The organism is Hahella sp. HNIBRBA332, from assembly GCF_030719035.1.
Lineage (GTDB): Bacteria > Pseudomonadota > Gammaproteobacteria > Pseudomonadales > Oleiphilaceae > Hahella.
In genome coordinates this window covers 1,904,017-1,919,255 of the sequence record NZ_CP132203.1, presented here as the reverse complement: position 1 = coordinate 1,919,255, position 15,239 = coordinate 1,904,017, and the positions used below count along the sequence as shown (strand labels likewise).

Annotated in this window: 15 protein-coding genes; 8 read left to right on the top strand and 7 right to left on the bottom strand. The window is 54.0% G+C overall.

Annotated elements, in window-relative coordinates; all coding sequences use genetic code 11:
- Positions 1-9: 9 nt before the first annotated feature.
- From O5O45_RS08940 to O5O45_RS08925, 4 genes are all read right to left on the bottom strand, one after another.
- On the bottom strand, positions 10-2,145 hold the full coding sequence (locus O5O45_RS08940; RefSeq protein WP_305904866.1) for a chemotaxis protein CheA: 2,136 nt from the start codon (positions 2,143-2,145) through the stop codon (positions 10-12).
- A 205-nt stretch (positions 2,146-2,350) separates the two neighbouring features.
- Positions 2,351-2,617 carry an STAS domain-containing protein gene (locus tag O5O45_RS08935; protein ID WP_305904865.1) on the bottom strand — a complete coding sequence of 89 codons (267 nt, stop codon included), beginning with the start codon at positions 2,615-2,617 and terminating at the stop codon, positions 2,351-2,353.
- Between the two features lie 32 nt (positions 2,618-2,649).
- Positions 2,650-3,018: a response regulator gene (locus O5O45_RS08930; RefSeq protein WP_127970285.1), complete on the bottom strand. Its 369-nt coding sequence runs from the start codon at positions 3,016-3,018 to the stop codon at positions 2,650-2,652.
- A gap of 203 nt (positions 3,019-3,221) precedes the next feature.
- A complete protein-coding gene (locus tag O5O45_RS08925) occupies positions 3,222-4,928 on the bottom strand; it encodes a putative bifunctional diguanylate cyclase/phosphodiesterase (protein ID WP_305904864.1) in 1,707 nt (568 codons plus the stop codon).
- A 295-nt stretch (positions 4,929-5,223) separates the two neighbouring features.
- Between O5O45_RS08925 and O5O45_RS08920 the strand changes: the two genes are divergently transcribed.
- From O5O45_RS08920 to O5O45_RS08895, 6 genes are all read left to right on the top strand, one after another.
- A complete protein-coding gene (locus O5O45_RS08920) occupies positions 5,224-6,402 on the top strand; it encodes an ATP-binding response regulator (RefSeq protein WP_305904863.1) in 1,179 nt (392 codons plus the stop codon).
- A gap of 146 nt (positions 6,403-6,548) precedes the next feature.
- Entirely contained in the window at positions 6,549-7,409 is an 861-nt protein-coding gene (locus O5O45_RS08915; protein ID WP_305904862.1) for an alpha/beta fold hydrolase, read from the top strand.
- A gap of 483 nt (positions 7,410-7,892) precedes the next feature.
- Entirely contained in the window at positions 7,893-8,807 is a 915-nt protein-coding gene (gene rimK / locus O5O45_RS08910; RefSeq protein ID WP_305904861.1) for a 30S ribosomal protein S6--L-glutamate ligase, read from the top strand.
- Positions 8,808-8,859: 52 nt separating this feature from the next.
- Positions 8,860-9,720: a mechanosensitive ion channel family protein gene (locus O5O45_RS08905; protein ID WP_305904860.1), complete on the top strand. Its 861-nt coding sequence runs from the start codon at positions 8,860-8,862 to the stop codon at positions 9,718-9,720.
- A 33-nt stretch (positions 9,721-9,753) separates the two neighbouring features.
- Positions 9,754-10,581 (top strand): magnesium transporter MgtE N-terminal domain-containing protein, encoded by an 828-nt coding sequence (locus O5O45_RS08900; protein ID WP_305904859.1) that lies wholly within the window; start codon positions 9,754-9,756, stop codon positions 10,579-10,581.
- Positions 10,582-10,636: 55 nt separating this feature from the next.
- Complete coding sequence (locus O5O45_RS08895) at positions 10,637-11,971, top strand: magnesium transporter (protein WP_305904858.1); 1,335 nt, start codon at positions 10,637-10,639, stop codon at positions 11,969-11,971.
- Positions 11,972-12,020: 49 nt separating this feature from the next.
- Here the strand turns inward: O5O45_RS08895 and O5O45_RS08890 are convergent, their stop codons facing one another.
- Positions 12,021-12,311 (bottom strand): hypothetical protein, encoded by a 291-nt coding sequence (locus O5O45_RS08890; protein WP_305904857.1) that lies wholly within the window; start codon positions 12,309-12,311, stop codon positions 12,021-12,023.
- 335 nt (positions 12,312-12,646) lie between these two features.
- Here O5O45_RS08890 and O5O45_RS08885 point away from each other — a divergent pair, with 335 nt between their 5' ends.
- On the top strand, positions 12,647-13,006 hold the full coding sequence (locus tag O5O45_RS08885; protein ID WP_305904856.1) for a hypothetical protein: 360 nt from the start codon (positions 12,647-12,649) through the stop codon (positions 13,004-13,006).
- A 177-nt stretch (positions 13,007-13,183) separates the two neighbouring features.
- On the opposite strand, the gene O5O45_RS08880 is transcribed toward O5O45_RS08885, so the two are convergent.
- Positions 13,184-13,936 (bottom strand): SDR family oxidoreductase, encoded by a 753-nt coding sequence (locus O5O45_RS08880; RefSeq protein ID WP_305904855.1) that lies wholly within the window; start codon positions 13,934-13,936, stop codon positions 13,184-13,186.
- Between the two features lie 78 nt (positions 13,937-14,014).
- On the opposite strand from O5O45_RS08880, the gene O5O45_RS08875 reads away from it, so the two are divergent.
- Entirely contained in the window at positions 14,015-14,401 is a 387-nt protein-coding gene (locus tag O5O45_RS08875; protein ID WP_305904854.1) for a winged helix-turn-helix transcriptional regulator, read from the top strand.
- A gap of 44 nt (positions 14,402-14,445) precedes the next feature.
- Here the strand turns inward: O5O45_RS08875 and O5O45_RS08870 are convergent, their stop codons facing one another.
- Entirely contained in the window at positions 14,446-15,180 is a 735-nt protein-coding gene (locus tag O5O45_RS08870; protein WP_305904853.1) for a hypothetical protein, read from the bottom strand.
- Positions 15,181-15,239 lie beyond the last annotated feature (59 nt).

Genomic DNA, 15,239 nt, shown 5'->3' with positions numbered 1-15,239 from the left:
ATAGCGGCGTTAACCCGCCGCCATTTTCCTGCCCGCAAACTGGTTCTGGGCGTGTTCCGCCCGGGTGACCAGCTCTGGTATATCCAATATCAGCCCTACATCGCCGCTTCCCAGCAGGGTGCATCCGCTGACCCACTTAAGCGGCGTAAAGATATCGCCCAGGGGCTTGATGACGGTTTGCAGCTCGCCCATCAGACGATCCACCACCAGCCCTGCGCGACGGCCGGCGTATTGCACCACCACCACGCTCTGCCTATCGGCGGGTCGCCCGTCAATGCTGAATAAATCCCGCAGCCGCAGAAACGGCAGCGCAAGGCCGCGCAGGCCCATAAAGTCGCCGCCGCCATCGCCATCGCCGTTTAACTCGACGCACTCGTCCACCATTTCCAGAGGCACCACATACTTACTGTCCCCCACGCCCACCAAAAAGCCGTTGATGATGGCCAGAGTCAGCGGCAGCCGCATGCGAATGGTCGAGCCTTTGCCCAATGCGCTCTCCACCTCCACGCTACCGCGCAACTCTTCCAGGGTTTTCTTCACCGCGTCCATGCCGACGCCACGACCGGAGACATTGGTCACCTGCTCCGCCGTGGAGAACCCGGGTTCAAAAATGAGCTTGAAGATGTCGCCATCGCTCATACCTTCGCTACTGCGGATGAGCTGCTTTTCAATCGCCTTGGCGACGATTTTTTCCGGATTCATGCCGCCGCCGTCATCGCTGACTTCAATGACAATGCTGCCGCGCTCATGAAAGGCGTTCAGACGAATCACGCCAGTGGCCGCCTTGCCCCGCTCCCGGCGTAATGTATCCGATTCAATGCCATGGTCGATGGCGTTGCGCACCAAATGGGTCAACGGCTCGCTGATGCGCTCCACCAGTGTTTTGTCGAGGTCAGTGTCGCCGCCGCTGATAACCAGCCGTATGTCTTTGCCCAGGTCGCGGGCGAGGTCGCGCACAACTCGCTGAAAACGATTGAAAGTATCGCCAATCTGCACCATGCGCAGGCTGAGAGCGCAATCGCGCACGGCCTCGATGAAACGAGTGGAGTTGGCGACGGACTCATGCAGCACGGACTCCTGAATTCGCTCCGCCCGCACCCGCACTTCCGCGTTGGCGATCATCAGTTCGCCAATCAGATTGATGAGATGATCGAGCTTTTGCGCATCGACTTTGAGGAAACTGTCCTGGCGCTGCTTTTTAACCACCCCAGCCTGCTTTTCCAGCGCCGTATTGACCGTTTTTTCCTGCACGGCGCTACGGGCGACCAGTATTTCCCCCAGCTTGGGTCTTTCCGGCACGCTCTCCTGTTGCTTCAACGCCTGCTCAAGTTCATTGCGGGTGACCGCGCCGCTTTCCAGAAGAATCTCGCCGAGACGCTGATCCCCATCCGGGGTCGCCTCGATGGCTTTGTCCCAGGAGTCTGGATCCCCCACTGGAGTGATGCGCACCTCACTGCTGGCGCTGACGAATTCAAACGCATCCTCGATTTCTTCTTTGGCCTGCTCGGTGATCAGGTCCATTTCGAAGGCCAGGTAGCAGGACTCCGGATCCATTTCCTCCGCCGCCGGCATATGCCCGCAAAAGGTGGTGACCCGGGCCAGCTCGCCGAGGGTGGAGATATAATGCAGGATGCTGAGAGGGTCCATGCCGTCGCGCAGCAGGTCGCGACCGCAACGCAGAGAAATATGCCAGCCGCGTGCGCCCTGAGGCGTTTCGCCGGCCGTTTCCTCCCGGATCGCAGCCATGGCGGAGCCGGGCAAATAGCGCTGCAACATCGCCTGCAACGCGGCGCCTTTACGCAGCAGTTCCTCTTCCACTTCGCCGGCCAGAGAGCTTTCCACCAGCCGTCCGATTTGATCGCCGCAACTCAACAGCAGGCTGATCAGATCGCCGTCGATGTCCAGGCGGCCATCACGAACAGCGTCCAGCACCCCTTCCACATCGTGAGTGAAGGCGACGACATGATCCAGCCCAAACAGCCCACCGGACCCTTTGATGGTGTGGGCGGCGCGAAACACCGCATCCACCAGTTCCTTTTTTGCGCCCTCCTCCTCCAGGGTTAGCAGCGACTGCTCCATTTCCGCTAACAGCTCTTTGCTTTCCTGAGCGAAGGCCTTTAAGGCGCCGCTGAAATCCAGGCTCATGATCCGTCTTCCCTTTCCGTGACGCAGGCCGCGGTTTGCGTCGCCGAAACAGCTTCACCGGCAAACGCAAATCCTGTCAGCCCGGCAAGTCTTTTTCGCCATACCGGCTGATTATCGCCATCCGGGCGTTCGAGAAGGGCTCCTTCCCGGACCGCCGCCAGGCGGCCCAAATTCTCTTTTACACACTCACTCGGATAAAGCCGCTCTATTCCAACATATCGGCCAGTCCGGTCAGCGCGAAGACTTTATTGACCGCCTCGCTGGCGTTGACCAGTCGCGCCCCCCGATCCCGTTTGGCCAGGATCAAAAGTTGCAAACCCGCTCCGTCCAGCTCCGTCAGTTCGCTGAGATCGATGTCGATATCTTTATGCTCAAGCAGAGGCGCTTTGGCCTCCGCCGCACAATAGATCGTCAGCTCGCCGTTCAAAGTCAGCCGGTTCTGCTCGGGATTGTGTCGGGAGTCTATGCTCATTGTCTCTCCCTCCCTGGGCGGGTGACTGCGCGTCAGGGCAGTATCAGTTTCTGGACGGCCTTGAGCATGGCTTCCGGACGGAACGGTTTCACCATCCACGCCTTGGCGCCCGCCATCTGACCTTCCATACGTTTATCTTCGGTGCTTTCGGTCGTCAGCATGATGACCGGAGTGAATTTATATTCAGGCAGGCTTTTAAGCTCTTTGACGAAGGAGATGCCGTCCATGACAGGCATGTTTACATCGCAGACTATCAAGCTGGGCTTGGCGTCAGGCAACTTTCCCAGCGCGTCCTGGCCGTTTTCCGCCTGTATTACGTTGTAGCCTGCGGACTTGAGCGTAATGTCCACCATTTGCCGCAGAGAGATGGAATCGTCAATGATCAGAATGGTCTTCGCCATAGCAATCGTCCATTAGCACCGTGCGTTGTTGGTCTTCCAGTTGGTCCTGTGAATGATTCGACATCATGGGTGGCGACGCCGAATCATCAATAAACTCTTAAGATGCCGACCTAAATAACTAATCAATAAAAGTAGACTAAGTGTAGTTCAAAATTTAGCCACTAAATCCAGCTATGCAAGTCCCGTCCACCTTTCAAGGCGCCCTACGCTGGCGCCTTAAGTCCATTGAACAGCATCTTCGTGGCGTTGGCGGCGGGCGCCGGCTTGCTGAATAAATATCCTTGCGCCTCATGACAGCCGAGACTGCGCAAACGCGCCAATTGGTCCACAGTTTCGATGCCTTCGGCGATGACTTTAAATCCCATATGTTCGGCAATGGCGAGAATCGCCTTCACGATGGCGGAATCATCGCCGGAATCACAGATATTGCTGATGAATGAGCGATCGATCTTCAAGCGGTTGAAAGGATATTTGCGCAGATATTCCAGATTGCTGTAGCCGGTGCCGAAATCGTCAATGGCGATATCGAACCCCTGACTCCACAACTCCCGCAACTGTCCGCCGCCCTTTGGATCCATCAGGCTGGTTTCCGTCAGCTCCAGTTCGAAATCAGTGGGGGAGAGACGGTAGCGGGTGAAAAGATCGACGAAGTCCTGGGTGAACTCATCCCGATACAGTTGCGCCGGTGAGATATTAATCGCCATACGCAGGCGCTTGCCGGCCCGCTTCCATAGCGCAATCTGCTGGCACACCTGCTCCATCATCCACAGGCTGATGTCATAGATCTGTCCGTTTTCTTCCGCCAGCGGTATAAAGCGAGCTGGGCTGATATGCCCTTTCTCAGGCGTATTCCAGCGCAACAATGCCTCAAAGCCCACCAGAGACTCATGCAGAATATCCACCTGGGGCTGGTAATAAACCTCAAACTGCTGCTCTCGAATCGCCTGAAACAACGCCCGCGACATCCACCAGCGTTCATGATTCACCGCGTCCATCTCTGGCGCGAAGCGTTTCACCAGATTACCGCCTTCTTTTTTGGCCTCTAATGCCGCAATTTCCGCATGATTAAACAGCACTATCCATTCCACCCGGGGGTGCGGCGGCGGCGCGTAGCCTATGGCGAATTTAAGAAAGAATTCCCGCCCCTCCACCAGAATGGGCATACTCAACTTCTGCTGCAGTTGGCGCAAATGCGCCGCGCCTTCTTCCTCGTTAGCTTCGAGCACCACGCCAAATTTGCCGGAGCCGAGACAGCCCAGCAGCATGCCTGGCGGAAAAATGGACGACATGCGCTCCACCACAGCGCGACTGACCTGACGTTCAGACTGATCGCGGTCATGACTGCTGAGCAGGCCGATCAGGGTTTGATCCATGTCCACTTCACAGACGCACACGCAGACGTTGGCGTTGCTTTTCTGCTTGATGAGGGTGTCGATGAGTTCCATCAAAATGTCTTTCTTCGGCAAGCCGGTGACGGAATCGTATTCCTCCAGCAGACGCAGATTCTGATGCTGAAAATCGTGCAGCTTCTTGAGCTTTAGTAAGTTGTTCACCCGCGCCAGCAGTTCGCGCCGGTTAAACGGCTTGCTGACGTAATCCTCTGCGCCGCACTCCAGTCCCGACACGCAGGAGTCGCGGTCGGCCAGGGCCGTGAGAAGAATGATGGGGATGTGTTTCCAGTGTTCCTGGGCTTTGATTTCGCGGGTCAGCTCAAATCCGGTCTTACCGGGCATCATAACGTCCAGGATAATCAAATCCGGTTCGTAGCTGGCGACGGCGCCAATCACTTCGTTGGCGTCATTGAGAGAAAGGGCGTCAAATCCTTGCGCCCGAAAGATATCCATAAGCAGTTTAGTGTTGCGCTGCTCGTCATCAACAATAAGCAGCCTGCTACCGGTGAGTGGGTGCATGACTACAGGCTCCTGCCGTTGAAAGGATGAATGTTACAGAACAAGGATTATCAGCGAAGAAAGATCCCTCTACAGCAACGAAGGAAGAGTCTCGCAACCGGGCGTTAGCCCGACTCGTCAGCTACATGAGCTTCTATCTCTTAATACAGCCCTGAATTTGATTTTTGTCAAATAAGCAGTAGTTTTTATAGGTATGCGCTTCCGCAAAGCAAGCAGGGACGGGAATTCGGCTGCGCGGATCTTCCCTCCCCGTAATGACGACTGCGACCGCGGCTAATTCCGCCTGGAGGGCGTGATGACAGAACAACTGGACAATGCCTCCATTCTGATCGTTGACGACAACCAAAATAACTGCGACCTGTTGAACCGGCGTCTTGAACGCAAAGGGTTCCGCTGCGCCACCGCCCTCAGCGGTCGCGAGGCGTTGCGACAAGTGGAAACGCAACCTCCCGACCTGATTCTGCTCGACGTCATGATGCCGGAAATGGACGGCATGGAGGTGCTGGAAATCCTGCGGAAAGAGTTTAATTCCGTTGAGTTGCCAGTGTTGATGGTCACCGCCAAAAACGCCCACGAAGACATTATCAGCGCCTTCGCGCAAGGCGCTAACGACTATATTGAAAAGCCGGTTGATTTCCCCGTCATGCTGGCGCGCATCCATCACCATCTGCAACACAAGCGCCTCGACGACGAGCTTAAGCGCAGCCAGCAGCAGCTGCGGGAACAGAATCGGCAGTTGGGCATGTCCAATCAGTACAAAATCAACTTCCTGTCCTCCATGTCTCATGAGTTGCGCACGCCGCTCAACGCCATTCTGGGATATTCCGAAGTGTTGCTGGACGGCATGATGGGCGAAATGAATCCCAAGCAAATGGAGTATTGCAAAGAAATCTACGACAGCGGTTCTTATCTGCTCATCATCATCAACGATTTACTGGATCTTTCCAAAATCGAGGCGGGGAAACTGGAGCTGGAAATTCAGCCCACCCATATCGAAATCCTGGTTAACAGCGTCATTGGCATCATCAAGGAAAAGGCCTCCCGCCACGGCATCCTGCTGCTGACCGATATACAGGAAGACATCGGGCCGGCGGAGCTCGACCCATTACGGGTCAAGCAGATTCTCATCAACCTGCTCAGCAACGCCATCAAGTTCACTGACGCAGGTAAGCAGGTGGGTCTGAAAGTCAGCCTGCATGACGATCAGGAATTGTTGATCCAGGTGTTCGATCAGGGTTGCGGCGTGTCCGAAGAAGATTTACAACGTATCTTCCTGCCTTTTGAACAAGCCGAGTCCTCCATGAAAAAGAAAAACGTGGAAGGCACCGGCCTGGGTCTCGCCCTGGTGCACAAACTGGTGTTGCTGCATGGCGGCAGCATCGATGTGAAAAGTGAACTCGGCCAGGGCAGCAGCTTTTTCATCCGCCTCCCCTATCGCGCTGCGGCGGGAGGGTCTTGTGAAATGATTTATTGACGCGCTTTCCCTTTTATAACCGCCCTTTACGCACACGGGAGCGGCCCGGCTAATTTTACCCCCCTTTTATTGACTTAACCTGATAACTCCCTTTAGGCTGCGCCTCTAATATTGATGGAACAGTCTAAAATTCAGGAAGTTACCTTATGGAAAATGTGAACTATCGGCAGGCGCTGATAGATAAAATGGGAACGCCCGTCACCCAAAATCAGGTGAGCGCCGGGAGCATCAACACCGCCTATTTGTCTGCAGGCGCCGGCTCGCCGGTGATATGTCTGCATGGCGCCGGAGCTGGCGCGGTCACTTGGTATCCCTCCCTGGGCGCACTGTCTCGGCGTTTTTATGTCATTGCGCCAGACATCGTCGGTTACGGCGAGTCTGATAAACCCGACGCCCCCTATGATCGCCCTTATTTTTCCGCCTGGCTGCAGGGGTTCATGGCGGCGCTGGATATTCCCAAGGCGCATCTTGTCGGCCTGTCCCAAGGTGGAGCCATCGCCCTGCAATTCGCCCTGGATTGCCCCGAAAAAGTGGACAAGCTGGTGTTGGTGGACGCTGCGGCATTGGGCGCGCGACCTTCCTTGCGTCCCATGGTCGGCATGATCTGGTTGAACAGTTTTCCGTCCGCGCTGGCGAATCGCTTTTTCACGCCTTCGCTGCTGTTCGACACGGACAAGCGGGACCCCAATCATGCTCATTATTCCATTGAAGTGCTCAAACGCCCCGGCGGCAAAAACGCCTTCACTCTAGGCCGTGGCGCAGCAGTAGCGGCTCTGCCGGAGGAAGCGCTGCGAGGCATTCACAATGAGACGCTGATTATCTGGGGAGAACAGGACCAATTGTTCGCCATTGAGCACGGCGAAGCCGCAGCCAGACTGATGCCAAACGCCAAATTACAGCGTATTCCCCGCGCCGGCCATCTGCCGCTGATGGATCAGCCAGAGTTGTTTAATGAGGCGTTGCTGGATTTTCTGGTGTCGCCAGCCTTCAGCGGTCGTGCTGTCTGATTCCCTAGAACAGGAAGTCCATAGCTTAATATGACCTCTTAATGTCGGAAGGCGCTTCACTTTTCCAACCTACTCTGCTTGACCGTTGCAGCAAATCAATGAACGTTGCGAAATCCTTGTCGCCTGCTTTCGTTCGCATGCAAGCACAAAGTAAAAACATAGGTTGGATAAGCGAAGCGCCATCCGACTCTTCCGCCAAATTGTCCCTCACTCGCCACGTCTGAAACAGGCTCTGGCAACCAGAACCAAGCTGCTGCCGATCTCTTGCTAGCGGACGGGCACGATGCAACTTCGGGTCTATACTTTATTGATCGCAGTCCGAAGTTATTGCATTCGACGTAATAGCAGTTCAAAGAGATATCGCAGTCCGATTTCACAAACGTCTATTAACCCCTTCTTTTCGCCCCGGGGCTGACAGGCTGTCACAGGGAGGTCAGCAGTTCCGCAAACGTCGCAGGGAATCAAGCAAAGGAATAAAAAATAATGAAAATAGGCATACTCTCAAGAAACTCCAAACTCTACTCAACGTCCCGTCTGGTGGAGGCGGCCCGCGCGCGCGGCCATGAAACGCGAGTGGTGGATGTGCTGAAGTGCTACATGAACGTCACCACCAATGCGCCTTCAGTCTGTTATCGCAGCGCCGGCGCCACCGAAGAACTGCAATTCGACGCGGTGATTCCACGCATCGGCGCCAGCGTAACCACATACGGATGCGCAGTGCTGCGCCAGTTCGAAGTCGCCGGGGTGTACTCCATCAACGAATCCATCGCCATCACGCGCTCACGGGACAAGCTGCGCGCTCATCAGCTCCTGGCGCGCAAAGGCGTCGGCCAGCCAGTGACCAGTTACGCGCATTCGGCGGACGCCACCAATGACTTGATTGAGTCAGTCAACGGGGCGCCGTTGGTCGTGAAAGTCATGTCCAGCACCCACGGCAACGGCGTCGTGCTGGCGGAAACGGATAAAGCCGCGGAGACCCTGATCAACGCCTTTCGCGGCCTAAAAGCGGATTTCCTGGTGCAGGAATATATAAAGGAAGCTGGCGGCAGCGACATCCGCTGTTTTGTGATCGGCGATAAAGTGGTCGCCGCCATGCAACGGACCGCGCAGCCCGGAGAGTTCCGTTCCAATCTGCATCGCGGCGGCAGCGCCCAGGTGGTGAAACTTCGTCCAGATGAACGCCGCCTTGCGGTACAGGCGGCTCAGGTCATGGGGCTGGATCTGGCCGGGGTGGACATTATCCGCTCCAGTCACGGCCCGCTGGTGCTGGAGGTCAATTCCTCTCCCGGCCTGAAAGGCATCGAAAGCGCCACTAACAAAGACATCGCCGGCGCCATCATCGACTACATTGTAAAGGACGTACAGAACGGTCCAAACAAACCTAAGGGCAAAGGGTAATCCGGCATAACCAATCGTAGCGCTCAGCCTTTAACAATAAAGAGAAAAGACCATGGACCCGATACAAGCACAAGGGTGGCGGGATCTCCTACATCAAACCTACGAGCAAACCATTCAGCAACTGATCGCCTTTACGCCCAATATTCTCGGGGCGTTGACGCTGTTCTTCTTCGGCTTCTTTATCGCCCTGGGGCTGGCGCGAGCCGTACGCACCGGAGTTTCTTTGCTGGAGCGTCTGCTCGCCCGGATATTCGCGCGCTTTTCAACCAGCCCTTCTTCTCTCAAGTTGCGGCAATCCTACACCAATGTGATCAGCAAAGGCGTTTTCTGGCTGGTGCTGCTGTTTTTCATCGCCGCCGGCGCCAACAGCCTGGGGCTGAATATTGTCTCCCAGTGGATGAGTCAGCTATTGCTCTATCTGCCCCATTTCGCCGTCGGCATGCTGATCATGTTGGGAGGCTATTTGGTCAGCAAAGTGGTCAATCTGGTGATGACCTCCGCGGCGGAGTCCGTGGGAATCAGGCAATCGGCGCTCATTGGCCGCAGCGTGCAGTTCACAGTGATTTTTATCGCAATCGTGATCGGCATCGAGCAGATCGGCATCAATATTCAGTTCTTCACCCAGTTCACCATTATTCTTTCCGCCGTCGTCGCCGGAGGCTTCTCGCTTGCGTTCGCCTTCGGCGCCAGAGTCCTGGTGGCGAATATCATCGGATCTCAGCAGATGAACAAGCTGGCGCAACTGGGCGACGAAGTCAGCATCGCCGGCGTGGAGGGAATCATCGTGGACATGACCGGCTCGGTCATTGTGCTGGAAACGCCCCAGGGAAGGACCACGATTCCCGGCTCGTTTTTCATGGAGCACATCAGCCAGATAAAAGCCAACGCCGCCCATAACGGCGGCAGAACCTAGCGCCGCACCGACCAGCAGAGACGGAGATTCGCCATGACCGACCAGACTTACCAGCTTGCGTTCAGCTTCCTGCGTCAGGAGCCCAGAGCGGCGGCGCGTTTTTTGGAGGACAGGGACAGAGAGGAAGTGGCGCAGTTCCTCGCCAATGCTCCCCTGCCCGTCGTCATCAGCGTGTTGAAAGAAATGCTTCCCCGTTTTTGCGCCACGGTGATTCACGCTGCGCCGGAAAGCAGCGCCACACTGTGGACCGCCGAGATGGGCGCGCATCAACTCTGCAATATTTTGCGTCACCTGCCGCCCAAGCACAGGGAAACCGTACTGAACCTGCTGCCCTTGACGCGCCGTACGCTGTGTCAGCAATTGCTTTCCTACAGCAACAGTATGCTGGGCGCCTGGACCGAGATAGACGTTCCCGTTTTCACTCGCGACATGACCGTGGAAGACGCCATGACCCGTCTGAAAAAGCGGGAATATCAGGAAGAGCGGATTATTGTCGTGCTCGACCAGCACCGGGGGCCCCTTGGCGCCATCCCTGCGATCAAGCTGCTGCGTTCACCCAGGCAGGTTATTCTGGGAGCCCTGGTCAAATCCACGCTGGTCAGCCTGAACAGCCGTCTTTCTCTAAGCAACGCCGCCAGTCATCCCTTATGGACAACACAGGACTTCGCGCCGGTCGTGTTTCATCACAATGAGTTTATGGGCGTGATATGGCATAGCCGTTTGCGCGAACTGCTATCTACGCACTCTGACTGGCTGGCGTCTCCGCAGAAGACATCGGGATCGGCGGCGCTGGACTTATTGCGCGCCCACGGTGAAAGCATGCAGGCGATGGTGGAGGTGGTGCGCGAATCCCTGGTATGACTGACCGCTTCTCAGACAGGGCGCATGACGCCTGAACTTCTGGCAAGGAATCTCTATGGATAACACAACGTCCCACGTTAAAGACACAGCGCAACAGCTTACCGACGCCTATCTGCTGCGTTTTCCCGTCAAGGCCGCACGCGAACTCGCCAAAATGCCGAATCAGGAGGCTGTCTCGCTCTTGAGCCAACAGCCCGCTTCCGTCGTCGCCAATTTGTTTCCCTATATGCCCCCGGGACTGGGCGAACAACTGATCGCCAACTGGGACCCTGTCGCCGCGACGGATCTGCTCTTGAAGCTGGATATCCAGCTCGCCGCTGCGCTGCTGTCGCGCCTGGAGGACGAACAGAAGGAGTCGATTCTGGCCCGTATCGCCGCCGCAGAAAAAGCGACGGCGAACGAGCTGACCGAACTGCTCTCCTATCCGCTCAACACGGCGGGTCGCATGATGGATTCCAGGGTGCAGATGTTTCACTCGAATCTCACCGTGGAAGAGGTGTTGCAGCAGATAAGATACCGACGTCCAAAATACATGGACGCCTTTTTCCTGATCAACGACGAGCGCAACGTCACCGGCATATTTGAGTTAAGCGACCTGATTCTCGCCAACGCCAAGGACAAAGCCTCAAAAATCGTGCGCCCCATTTCCGCATCTCTCAGCACATTGGACCCGGTCGATGACGTCATTGAGAAGTTCGAAGGCCTGCGGGCCAACAGCCTTCCCGTACTGGATGTGCATGATCAGGTGGTCGGCGTGATTCGCAGCGCGGATATTTATCAACGCACCAAAGAGGATCTCGCCTCCGATATGGCGTCGATGGTGGGCGCCAGCAAAGATGAGAAAGCGCTCTCCAGCAGTTGGTTCGCCGTGCGTAAACGCATGCCCTGGCTACAGATCAATCTGGTGACGGCGTTTGTGGCCGCTGGCGTGGTTGGGGCGTTCGAAGGCATTATTTCCCAATACACCGCTTTGGCGATCTTGCTGCCTGTCGCGGCGGGCCAGAGCGGCAACGCGGGCGCTCAGGCTCTTGCGGTGACCATGCGCGGTCTGATTCTTAAGGAAATCACCATTCGCAATATGGGACAGGTATTTCGCAAAGAGAGCTTCGCCGGTTTCCTCAACGGCGTCATTATCGCGGTGACCTGCGCCATCGGCGTCTGGATCTGGAGCCGCTCACTCGGCCTGGCGTTGATCATCGCTTTGGCGATGGTGGTGTCGTTGACGATCGCCTGCGGCGCCGGGGCGCTGGTGCCCATGGCGTTGAAGAAGCTTGGCCTGGACCCGGCGCAATCCTCCTCCATCGTCCTGACTACGATCACCGACATCGCCGGCTTTATGTCGTTCCTGGGTATTGCAACCTTGCTGTCGGGCATGTTGCCTGCGGGGTAAGAGACCTGCTGATGCAGACAGGCTTGGAAAAAAACCGCTCTTACGCTGATTAGTGCCTGACGGTGGTTTCCCGCCACTCGGAAACAGCCTGACTCACCGCCGCCAGATGAGCGTTAGTGATATCTCTGGGCAAAAACTCGTTCTGACAGGCGTTGATGCGGGTCGCCAATTGATCAATGAAAGGCTTGCCCTCAGCTTGATACGCCTCGCACTCCTCCTCATTGAGTTCGATAAGAATAGAAAAATCCACAAACGAACGGGAACACCTGGCGTCGAGGTAAAATTTCCTGTCCTGCTCAAAAAGAAACCACGCGCCCGGCTCATGCAGCATTACGTACACAGTTTGCTCCTGCCTCAAAAGATGATGGATTAAATATCAGGACGCGCGGCCGCCGCCCAATGAGTATCTGGCGGCCTGTGAGATCCAGGCCGCGCCTATCAACTACCCATATGAACAGACCGCAGGAGAAAATGCGAGGGTTTTAATAAGAAAAGCGCTCAGAATTCCCGGCCCGCGTCCTTGTCAATCACCGCCAGGAACAGCAGTAGAAACAACAACTTGCTAACGAATATCCAAATGGTGTAAAAACACGCCAACCATTTATTTTACGCCGTTAACCAAACGGCGAAAGGTTAATTCCCTCTCCTTAACGCCTACAGAAAAGAAGCAACAGAATGAAACTCAAATCCAAATTATTGCTCGTCATGTGCTCACTTTTGATTGGCTGCTCGTCGAAGCAATTCTCGGAACCGACGCATGTGGTGATCACTTACGGCAATATCTTAATGTCAGCGCCTATCGACGAAAACAACACCTTCGCCAGCACCATAGAAACCGATACGAAATACATGCAACTATCTGGAAAAATTCAGAAGCAGAACGCCGATTACATCGTGGATGTTGATTTTATCAGCAATGCGAAAGAGCCAGAAGCAAGCCACGCCTTCAACTCACAAGTCCTGGTGAAACTGGAAGAGCCGCAGGTCATTGGCCACGCTGACGAAAGCGACTTTATCATCAACTTAAAAAGGTAATCGCTGAAAAGAATATGGGCGCGCCCGGCCATAGATAGAACCTTATTAAGGTCTCGCGATTATACGTTGAGTTATTGCGCTGGAATCGCCCCTCCAGGACAACCATAGCGGTATTTACACCTGACAGTTACCGGTAATGTCAGGTTGATTCTTTTCAAGAAGAAAAGTCTTTTCCTTTTATAAATTTCCCACTCCGCCATCCACCAACAGCTCTGCTCCCAACATGTAAGCCGATTCATCCGACGCCAGAAAAACGGCGGCTTTCGCCAGTTCCAATGGCGTTCCCATGCGCTTTAACGGCACCAGCTCCTTAACCTCCTCTATCAGTTCCTGCTGCTTCTCCTCCGATAAACCAAATTTCTGAAAAGCGTCGGTATAAGTAGGCCCAGGGCTAAGAGTATTAACCCGAATTCCTTTGTGATGCAGCTCTCCGGATAGCGTCCGGGATAAAGAAATAAGTCCCGCTTTGCTCGCCGCGTACACACTACTTTGCGCCAACCCGATCTGGGCTGAAACGCTGCCACATAAAATAATGGATGCCGAGTCAGACAATAAAGGGAGCAATGACTGAATTAAAAAGAAGGGCCCTTTCAAGTTAATGTCCATGACTCTGTCAAAACACTCTTCGTCCCATTTATCCAATGGTTTATGCGTTACATCACCGGCATTGATATATACAATATCGATTCGCGGAAACTTATCAGATAAGTGCTGCGCCAATATAGTTTGTTGATCCACTTTTCCGGCATCATTTTGTATAACCAGCGCCAATTCTCCCAGTTGATCCTTCGCATATTTCAAACCAGATTCATTACGACCCGTGACGGCAACGGTCGCCCCTTCAAGTTGAAACTGCTTAGCGGTTTCCAAACCAATACCCGCTGTTCCACCTGTAATTAATGCATATTTCCCATCCAGTCTTTTCGACATACTACTCGCCTTTACTTGCAATTCATTAGAGGATTTATAGTATAGGCAGGCTATATTCGTTAAAACAGTAGGTTCCAAATGGATACTAAAGAGAAAATCAGTCATTCGGATAAAAAAGTTCCTGACGATTCACGTTGTCCAATGACGGATTTCATCAACATCGTTTCCGGAAAATGGGCGATACCCACCTTATATCGCTTAATTATTACCGACGATATTATTCGATTTGGCGCCCTGCAAAGAGGCATTGGCGGCATTACGCAAAAAGAATTGACCAAACAACTCAGGACGTTCGAATCATTAGGCATCGTGTCCAGACAGGAATACCCGGAAATGCCGCCACGGGTTGAGTACCGGATTACAGAACTCGGAAAAACCCTGAAACCCACACTGGACTCACTGGCGCAGTGGATGACCGAGCATCGGGATGAGTTATTGGAGAATAGTCGAAGCAGCTCCTTCTAAAGGGGGGGATATATTACTGATCGCCGACATTTTTCAGAAATTCCTTAGATTTCGGAGAAAAATCTACGCACGACATCCCAGTCATGCTCACAATCCAACCAGTCTTCTACATTAAGAAGCTCGCAGCATCCAGGCGTCGCGGCGAGAAACTGCTCCAGCTCAGCTTTTCGTTTTATCCTATTCCTGCTAATTGAGAATCCTGAAAATTTGAGTGCGTACATCGTTTTTAAGTACAAAGCGACTTTTTCATTTGCACTGATGGACTCTAACCATTGCAACGCAATAGTGGAATCTGTATCGCCCACATCACTTCCCATGGGCAGATGTGATTGGCTGGGTATGCCTTCCGCATCATCAAATACAATCCAGTTCATACCATCTAGGGGTAAGCCTAAATCCATCAATCGTTTTCTGAACATGAGCAACGCCAACGGTAGCGCCGAAAATACTATTAATTCATAAAATGCGTCGGAGTCATCCGTTTCCCATTCGCCTTCATCGTCCTCATACTCTCTAACGAATATGCCATTATTCAATAGTTCCACTTCAATTTCTTTAACAATTGACTCTCCCAAGTTTATGTCACTTAGGTCATCAATGTCGCATACAGAGTCGCCAAACATATAGTTGTATCGAAATCTAAACTGCTCATAGCCGATGGCGATAAAGTCGCCATCAATGGGCTGTCTATAATCACTTTTTTTCAGCAAGCTTATAACATGCTGAAGCATAGGATCATAGTACTCTACAAGCCTCTCAACTATTTTCATAAACTGCATTATAAAAGCTCCACGGATTTCGCAACCAACGGGACAAGATAGAAAACTTCATTTGAGTC

Excerpts from the sequence above, each read along its gene's own strand:
- O5O45_RS08940 (WP_305904866.1), bottom strand. The coding sequence starts at position 2,145 with ATGAGCCTGGATTTCAGCGGCGCCTTAAAGGCCTTCGCTCAGGAAAGC.
- O5O45_RS08875 (WP_305904854.1), top strand. The coding sequence starts at position 14,015 with ATGGATACTAAAGAGAAAATCAGTCATTCGGATAAAAAAGTTCCTGAC.
- O5O45_RS08885 (WP_305904856.1), top strand. The coding sequence starts at position 12,647 with ATGAAACTCAAATCCAAATTATTGCTCGTCATGTGCTCACTTTTGATT.
- O5O45_RS08905 (WP_305904860.1), top strand. The coding sequence starts at position 8,860 with ATGGACCCGATACAAGCACAAGGGTGGCGGGATCTCCTACATCAAACC.
- O5O45_RS08935 (WP_305904865.1), bottom strand. The coding sequence starts at position 2,617 with ATGAGCATAGACTCCCGACACAATCCCGAGCAGAACCGGCTGACTTTG.
- O5O45_RS08915 (WP_305904862.1), top strand. The coding sequence starts at position 6,549 with ATGGAAAATGTGAACTATCGGCAGGCGCTGATAGATAAAATGGGAACG.
- O5O45_RS08930 (WP_127970285.1), bottom strand. The coding sequence starts at position 3,018 with ATGGCGAAGACCATTCTGATCATTGACGATTCCATCTCTCTGCGGCAA.
- O5O45_RS08925 (WP_305904864.1), bottom strand. The coding sequence starts at position 4,928 with ATGCACCCACTCACCGGTAGCAGGCTGCTTATTGTTGATGACGAGCAG.
- O5O45_RS08880 (WP_305904855.1), bottom strand. The coding sequence starts at position 13,936 with ATGTCGAAAAGACTGGATGGGAAATATGCATTAATTACAGGTGGAACA.
- O5O45_RS08870 (WP_305904853.1), bottom strand. The coding sequence starts at position 15,180 with ATGCAGTTTATGAAAATAGTTGAGAGGCTTGTAGAGTACTATGATCCT.
- rimK (WP_305904861.1), top strand. The coding sequence starts at position 7,893 with ATGAAAATAGGCATACTCTCAAGAAACTCCAAACTCTACTCAACGTCC.
- O5O45_RS08895 (WP_305904858.1), top strand. The coding sequence starts at position 10,637 with ATGGATAACACAACGTCCCACGTTAAAGACACAGCGCAACAGCTTACC.
- O5O45_RS08920 (WP_305904863.1), top strand. The coding sequence starts at position 5,224 with ATGACAGAACAACTGGACAATGCCTCCATTCTGATCGTTGACGACAAC.
- O5O45_RS08900 (WP_305904859.1), top strand. The coding sequence starts at position 9,754 with ATGACCGACCAGACTTACCAGCTTGCGTTCAGCTTCCTGCGTCAGGAG.